Annotated in this window: 6 protein-coding genes; 5 read left to right on the forward strand and 1 reads right to left on the reverse strand. The window is 65.9% G+C overall.

Annotated features, from left to right (window positions below; all coding sequences use genetic code 11):
* The 5 genes from VIQ49_RS21945 to VIQ49_RS21965 all read left to right on the forward strand — a co-directional run.
* A partial coding sequence (locus VIQ49_RS21945) for a MadB family AAA-type ATPase (RefSeq protein WP_414731687.1) occupies positions 1-1,011 on the forward strand: 1,011 nt, incomplete at its 5' end.
* A gap of 5 nt (positions 1,012-1,016) precedes the next feature.
* A complete protein-coding gene (gene madC / locus VIQ49_RS21950; RefSeq protein ID WP_331888634.1) occupies positions 1,017-2,516 on the forward strand; it encodes a MadC family VWA domain-containing protein in 1,500 nt (499 codons plus the stop codon).
* 89 nt (positions 2,517-2,605) lie between these two features.
* On the forward strand, positions 2,606-3,772 hold the full coding sequence (locus VIQ49_RS21955) for an iron-containing alcohol dehydrogenase (protein WP_331888636.1): 1,167 nt from the start codon (positions 2,606-2,608) through the stop codon (positions 3,770-3,772).
* A gap of 77 nt (positions 3,773-3,849) precedes the next feature.
* Positions 3,850-5,181, forward strand: a complete 1,332-nt coding sequence (locus VIQ49_RS21960; protein ID WP_331888646.1) for a MadS family sensor histidine kinase — start codon at positions 3,850-3,852, stop codon at positions 5,179-5,181.
* Positions 5,178-5,846, forward strand: a complete 669-nt coding sequence (locus VIQ49_RS21965) for a MadR family response regulator transcription factor (protein WP_331888638.1) — start codon at positions 5,178-5,180, stop codon at positions 5,844-5,846. The genes VIQ49_RS21960 and VIQ49_RS21965 overlap by 4 nt, the downstream gene beginning before the upstream one ends.
* A gap of 19 nt (positions 5,847-5,865) precedes the next feature.
* Here VIQ49_RS21965 and mftM read toward each other — a convergent pair whose 3' ends face one another.
* A complete protein-coding gene (mftM, locus tag VIQ49_RS21970) occupies positions 5,866-6,705 on the reverse strand; it encodes a mycofactocin oligosaccharide methyltransferase MftM (RefSeq protein WP_331888640.1) in 840 nt (279 codons plus the stop codon).
* Positions 6,706-7,082: the final 377 nt, after the last annotated feature.

A 7,082-nucleotide genomic window follows, 5' to 3' on the forward strand; every position in this document is an offset into this window, starting at 1 on the left:
GGGTTCGACGGTCCGGTGGCGCTGGCCACCGCGCTCCGGGAGGTGGACTACGTCATCGACCGCGACCTGGCGGTGGTGACACACCTTGCGACGGCACTGGAACGCCCACTGTTGCTGGAAGGGCCGGCGGGTGTGGGCAAAACCGAACTCGCCAAAGCCCTGGCGGCGGCCTCAGGACGCCGGCTGATCCGCCTGCAGTGTTACGAGGGTCTCGATGATGCCCGGGCACTGTACGAGTGGGACTACGCCCGCCAACTCCTTCATGTCCAGATGCTCCGCGATCGCATCACCGCGGAGCTCGCAGAGTACGAAGATCTGTCGTCGGCCTCGGCGGCCCTGGCCCGCAAGGACGTCGGTGTATTCACCGAGGACTTCCTGGTGGCCAGGCCGCTGCTGGCGGCAATTCTGTCGCCGGAACCCGTGGTGCTGTTGATCGATGAGATCGACCGCACCGATGAGGCGATGGAGGCGGTGATGCTGGAGGTGCTGGCCGAACGACAGGTCAGCATCCCCGAGTTGGGTAGCTTCACGGCACGCTCGGAACCGTGGATCATCCTGACGTCCAACGACACTCGCGAGCTGTCGGCGGCGCTGAAGCGGCGCTGCATCCACTACGTCGTGGACTATCCCGATGCGGCCCGCGAGCGCGAGATCGTCGCCTTGCGAGCCCCGGAGATCGAGGAGTCGGCCATTGCCGATGTGGTGGCACTGGCCGGTCGGTTGCGGGCGATGGCACTGCGCAAGAGTCCGTCGATCGCAGAGGTCATCGACGCGGCACGGGCCACGGCTTTCCTGGGGGTCGATTCGCCGGACCGGACGCGGGCGCTGTTGTCGCTGCTGGTCAAGTTCGGCGCCGACGTCGACACCGCGTTGGAGAACCTCGGCCGTGACGAGCGGGCGGAGGACGCCCGGGGAGCCACCGAAATCGCCGCGGACGGAAGCAGTCCGGGGGCTTCGGTGACCGCGGCAGCCTTCGGCGCCGGTCGCGCACGGTCGGCGAGCAGGCGGTAGCGGTCATGCTTCGCGACCCGGTGCTCGACGTGGTGGCGGGCGCGTTCAGCCGGATGCTCCGCAGGTGTGGTGTCCGGGTGTCACCCGCCGAGACGATCGAGGTGCGCCGGGTGCTCGCGATATACGGTAGCGAATTGTCGACGTTGCGTCCGGCGCTGAAGTCGGTGACCGTCAAGTATGCCTATGAGGTCGATGCGTTTTCGGCAGTGTTCCAGGCACTCTTCGTCGACGGCCCACTGGCCGCCGACGACGGGGACGCATTGCCGAAGGTCCGTGGGACTCCGGGCGGTCTGCCGCAGGAGTTCGGCTGGGACGAGGAGTTCGAAGGCGCCTCCCGGATGATCGGTGCCGACGAACACACCGATGAGATCGGTGATCTCTTCGAGAACGACCCCGAAGCGCAGGAGCGGCACGGCGACTCCGCGCACCGCGAAGAGAACGACTTTACCGTCTCGTCCGGTGCGGAATCCCTTGCCGTGGACCCTGATTCGGACTCTGTGTCCGGCGGTATCACCTACACCATCGAGGTCGACAACGCCGGCGCCGCAGAGGTCGGGGACATGGCCTCCTCGCCGATGCGGGTCAGCTCCGGGGTCCTCACGGTTGCCGATGCAGAGTCGATACTGGCCGGCCTCGACAACTATGACGCTCGACGCGTGTACGGCAAGGCGGGCGACGACGACCTCACCAGCGCCCAGCTCGATCACTTACTCGCCGCCATCGAGGCGTTCGTGGCGGCCTGGACGCCACCGCCGAACGTCAGCGAGGCGGCCGGCTCCTCCTCCGAGACGGCGGCGGTGTCCCGCGCGGACATCGACCTGGCCTGTCACCGGATCGTGCGCCGGATGCGAGGTGCCCCGCGTACCCGTGCCCGGCGAGAGGGGAGCGGGCGACTCGCGATCCGGCACACACTGCGGGCCGCGCTGAAGACCGACGGCGACCCCGTGCATCTGTACCGCCGAACCCGGGTGCCGGGGCGGATCAGATTGCTCATCGTCGCGGACGTGTCCCTGTCGGTCCGGCCGGTCGCCGGATTCATCCTGCGGATGGCCCAATCGATGCACGAGATCGCCGACCGCTGCACTGTGCTGGCGTTTGTCGACGATCCGGTGGACGTCACCACCTCTTTGCTGGTCGGTCATGGCAAGGACGCACTGACCAGGGTGTTGTCTGCGCCGGGACTCGACTTGGCCGCCACCAGCGACTACGGGCAGGTGTTGGAGCGGTTGCTCACCACCCATGGTGGTGCGCTCGACCGGCGGACGAGTGTGCTGTTCGTCGGAGACGCCCGCAGCAACGGATTCTCGGCCCGGCCCGAGCTGCTGGCCGAACTGCGCCGCCGCACCCACCGGCTGGCCTGGATCACGCCCGAGCCGTCTCGCTATTGGGATCAGACGGGGTGCGGCATGACCGACTACTCGACACACTGCGACGCGGTGGTGTCGGCCCGTGATGCCGCCGAACTCATCGAGCGCGCCGACGAGGTGGGAACCGCGTTGTCGTGACCTGTGCAGTCCTCAGAAAGTAGTGTCGGATGTGGGTCGGGATCACGACGCTCGACGGGGCGGAGTCGGAGTCGGAGTAGGAATGAGAGATGACGCGCAGTAGTCCGTCGCCTCGGGTGGTCAAGTTCCACGCACCGGAGATGATCATCGGAGAAGGTGCCCTCGCCGAGGCCGCGCTCGCGGCCTCGCGGCTCGGGATGAGCCGCCCCCTGTTGGTGTCCGATGCCAGGGTCGCGGCCACCGCCTGGTTCGATGAGTTGACCGACCGGATCACCAGGGTCGGCCTGCAGGCCGAACGTTTCACCGGAGTCTCGCCCAATCCTCGTGCCGGTGAGATCACCGCCGCGTTCGAGACGTACACACGCGCCGGATGCGACGGGATCATGGCGCTCGGCGGCGGTTCGGTGATCGACGCGGCCAAAGGCGTTGCGATCGTTGCCTCCAACGGCGGACACATTCTCGAATACGAGGGCATCGACCGAGCGAGCCGCCCGCTGCCGCCGGTGGTCGCGATCCCGACCACTGCGGGCAGCGGATCGGACGTGTCGCAGTTCTGCATCGTCAATGATCTGGCCCGCTCCACCAAGGTCACGATCATCGGGCGCGGTCTGGTCCCGGATGTGAGCGTGGTCGATCCGCGGGTCCTGGCGACCGTTCCGTCGGATGTGACCGCACAGTGCGGGATGGACGTGCTGACGCACTGCATCGAGGCGTACGTCTCTATCGCACGAAGTCGGATGACGGACAACCTTGCACTGCAATCCATTTCGACGACCTGGCGCAACCTGGAACGACTTGTCGACGAACCTTCCGATCCGGAGGCGTCGGTGGCGATGGCGTATGCGTCGCTCGAGGCCGGGATGGCGTTCACCAACGCGATCCTCGGGGCCGCGCACGCGATGAGTCATCCCGTCGGCGGGCAGTGCGACGCCCCGCACGGAGCCATCAACTCGGTCTTGCTGCCACATGTCATCCGGTACAACGCCGAAGTGTGTGCCGACGGTTTTGTTGATCTGGCCGGTGCGGTCGGGATCGCGACGGACGGGTCTGCGATGGTGGTCGCCGAGCGGCTGGCCGATCAGGTTGCGAAGTTCGCGGCCCGGATCGGAATGCCAGGCACCCTGACTCCGCTGGGTGTGCAGAAGTCCGACATCGCCTCGTTGTCGGTCCACGCGCTGGCCGATTCCTGTATGGCCACCAATCCGCGCCAACCCGACCATGACACGGTCGCCGGTCTTTATCTGGACGCGCTGTGACTCCAGGGGGCGGGGCCGACGGCCGCGAAACGCCTGTCGAGGCCAACCTCGAAAGGCTTGTCGACGACAACCTCGAAATGCTGGTCGGTCTTCGATCGGTCAAAGGCACGCACTACGCGCAGTTTCGCGGTGTAGAGCAGCGACTGACGCGCGTTGTCGGTGCACTGGAACGGATTTCGCGTGCGTTGGTGCAGACCGCCGAGGGACCCGAGGCGCTGGTGATCGCGGTCGTCGACGCCGCGCGTGAACACCTCGGCGCCGAGTGGGTGCTGTTCGCGCTCAGCGACGGCAGACTCGAACGGACAGGACCCCGGCACCTGATGATGGACTCCGCGGGTGCGGTCTACGCGTTCGAAGGCGTGGACTCGGCCATCGAGCCGACCGGTCTGCCCGACGAGGTTCTCAACCGTCTCAACGACATCTTGCGCGGGCAGGTGGCGCGACTGAGCCGGCCGGTCATCGACAAACACCACGTCCACGTGCCGGTGGAGCTCAACGGTGAGGTTGTCGGTGGCCTCTCCGCCTGGGTTCCACACACACACGGTATAGATCCAACGGACGTCGTGGTGCTGCGGATCCTTGCCGGTCAGGCGACCGTTGCGTTGCTGAATGCGGCGCTGTTCGACGAGAGCAGAGCGCTGTTGGTCCAGGTTGAGCGCGCGTACGAGGACAGCCAGCGCCACGCGACCCATCTGGCCGAACGCAACTACGAACTCGAACGGACGCAGCGGGAACTGTCGGCCGCGATGCGCCAGGAGGTCCTCAACACAGAGCGAGCCCGGATCGCGCGTGAGTTGCACGACTCGGTGGCGCAGTCGGTGTTGTCGGCGGGGGTTCAGATCGAGGTCTGTCGCATCGATGCAGATCCGGCTACCGCGCAGCGCCTCGAAGTCGCCGGGAAACTCACCAAAGACGCCGTGGAGCAGGTGCGATCGGTCATCTACACCCTTAACCACACGCCGTCCGCAGGTGCGGGAGATCTGACCGCGATCCTCGAAGAACTGTGTTCGATGCACATGCCCGCAGACCTGAGCACCGACGTGAGGGTGATCGGCAAGCAGCGCGATCTCTCCCACGAATTGCAGCATGCAATCCTGCGCATCGCGGGAGAGGCGCTGTTCAACACCGCGATCCATGCGCGGGCCACCCACGCCAAGGTCGCCCTCACGTACGGCGAGGACGATGTCCGGCTCACGGTCGACGACGACGGCGCCGGCGATCCCGACCACATGCGCCGGGTGATGCGGGCAGCAACCGTCGGAGATCTGTCCGGCCGACACCACGGGCTGGCCAACATGCGCTCGCGCGCAATGGAATTGGGTGGTGACTTTCGGATCCGCCGCTCCCGGCTTGGGGGCGTCCGGGTGGTTGTCGAGATCCCGACCGAGCACAAGGGGACCATGTCATGAGTACTGCCGAACATCTTCGTCGGGAGAGTCCCCGGCCGATCCGGACGATGCTGGTTGACGATCACGCGTTGCTCCGGGAGGGCATGCGATCTCTGCTCGAACGCGAGGAGTCGATATCGGTTGTCGGAGAGGCCAATACGGTCGACGAAGCGCTCGAAGGCGTCGGCATCTGCGCGCCTGACGTGGTAGTGGTGGACCTCAAGCTGACCGCGGGTGCCGACTACGAGGGGTTGCGACTGATCAGCGAGCTGTCGCGACGGTACCCATCCATCGCGGCACTGGTTCTCACGACATTTCTCGACGACGAACTGGTGGTCCGTGCGGTCCGGAGTGGCGCCAAGGGGTACGTGGTCAAAGACATCGACACCACCGAACTGGTGCGAGCCATCAAATCGGTTTCGCGCGGTGACAGCGCTTTCGACCCGCGCAGCGCCGCCGTGGTGCTCCGCGCCGTCACTGGCCAGGGGAACGCCGAGACACTGACCGAGCGAGAACGGCAGGTTCTTCGCCTCCTGGCGGACGGTTGTGCGAACAAGAAGATCGGCGAGACCCTGTTCATCTCGCCGTCGACGGTGAAGTTTCACATCCGGAACATCATCCGCAAGCTGGGCGTCAGTAAACGCACCGAAGCGGTGTACCTGGCCAGCAAGAGGGGCTTGATCTAGTCCCGCGAGTCTCGCGGTACTAGGGAGTCGGCGGCACGTCGAGGATCAGCCATCCGCCGTTGTCCTCGAAGATCTCCGCGCCGGCGTGGCAGGCACGCCTGGCCCAGGTCACGAGTGTGCGGGGTGTGATTACGTGATGGTGCCCGAAGTGTGGGCTGGGCTCATCCTCATAAGGGACCGCGATCACCACTCGGGTGCGAGCCACTCGAAGTGCCTCCGCAATCGCCAGGTCGACCTGCGATGGAAGGTGTTCGAGCAGGTGGATCAGCGTCACCGTGTCGACGGAGGCATCGGGGTACGGGAGTGCGAGTGCGTCACCGACGCGCGCCTGCACCGGCAGGCCCAGGCGTTCGGCGGCGGTGTTCAGCAGCTCGACTGCGCCCCGCGAGATGTCGCAGGCCTGAACATCGAACCCGGCGTGTGCCGCACGAAGTGCGAAGAAACCGAAGCAACTTCCCACCTCGAGGACGCTGGACCCGGCGAGCTGGGACAGAGCGCGGTGGTGGACCGACGCAAACGGGGATCGGCCGGTGGTCAGTTCCTCGAGCGAATTGTCATAGAACGCCTGCCAGCACAGGGCTGGGTCGTCGGCGCAGGTGAGCACCAGACCGAGTGCCGCCGCCTCGAAGTCCGCTTGTCCCGACAGGGCGCCGGATTCGACCAACTTCAGCAGCTCGGCAACCATGGCCGCGTCCGAGATCGACTCGAGACCGAAGCTGTGGGTCAGGTGTACCGCCTGGCCGGGGGCGTGATCCGCATTCGCGTCGACGGCGACCGGCCCCGGGATCGGGTGCAGAAGGCGTTGCACCGCAATACCATTCGACTCGTATTTGCCTGGGCTGAGTGTTGCGATCGCCATTCCCTGACGCTACGGCTACCTCGGTGGCTGAGGTAACTGTCCAAAAGGTTGGTACGGGAGCACATTCGGTCAGGTTCTGACCCCGATCGTCACCGACGCAGTTGTCAACGCAACGCGCTGCAACCACTGGGTGGCGGTCATCACAAGGATCGCTTTCGCCGACGGGTGCGTCCTGGCTGGTGGTCGGGACGACTTCGCATCGGCGCTGACCTGCGTGGACGTATCTCGAATCTGCTGCGGACCAGGCGATTTGACGGTGGGTGTGGTGTTCCCGTAACTTTTGTCGAGTCAGCGAGTGAGGCGCCGGAGAGCAAGAGTCTGGGGCCGGTAACACCGACAGGGATTCTTTCCTTGAAGGAACAACGCTGACCGCCCAA

This window comes from Williamsia sp., from assembly GCF_036566845.1.
GTDB lineage: Bacteria > Actinomycetota > Actinomycetes > Mycobacteriales > Mycobacteriaceae > Williamsia.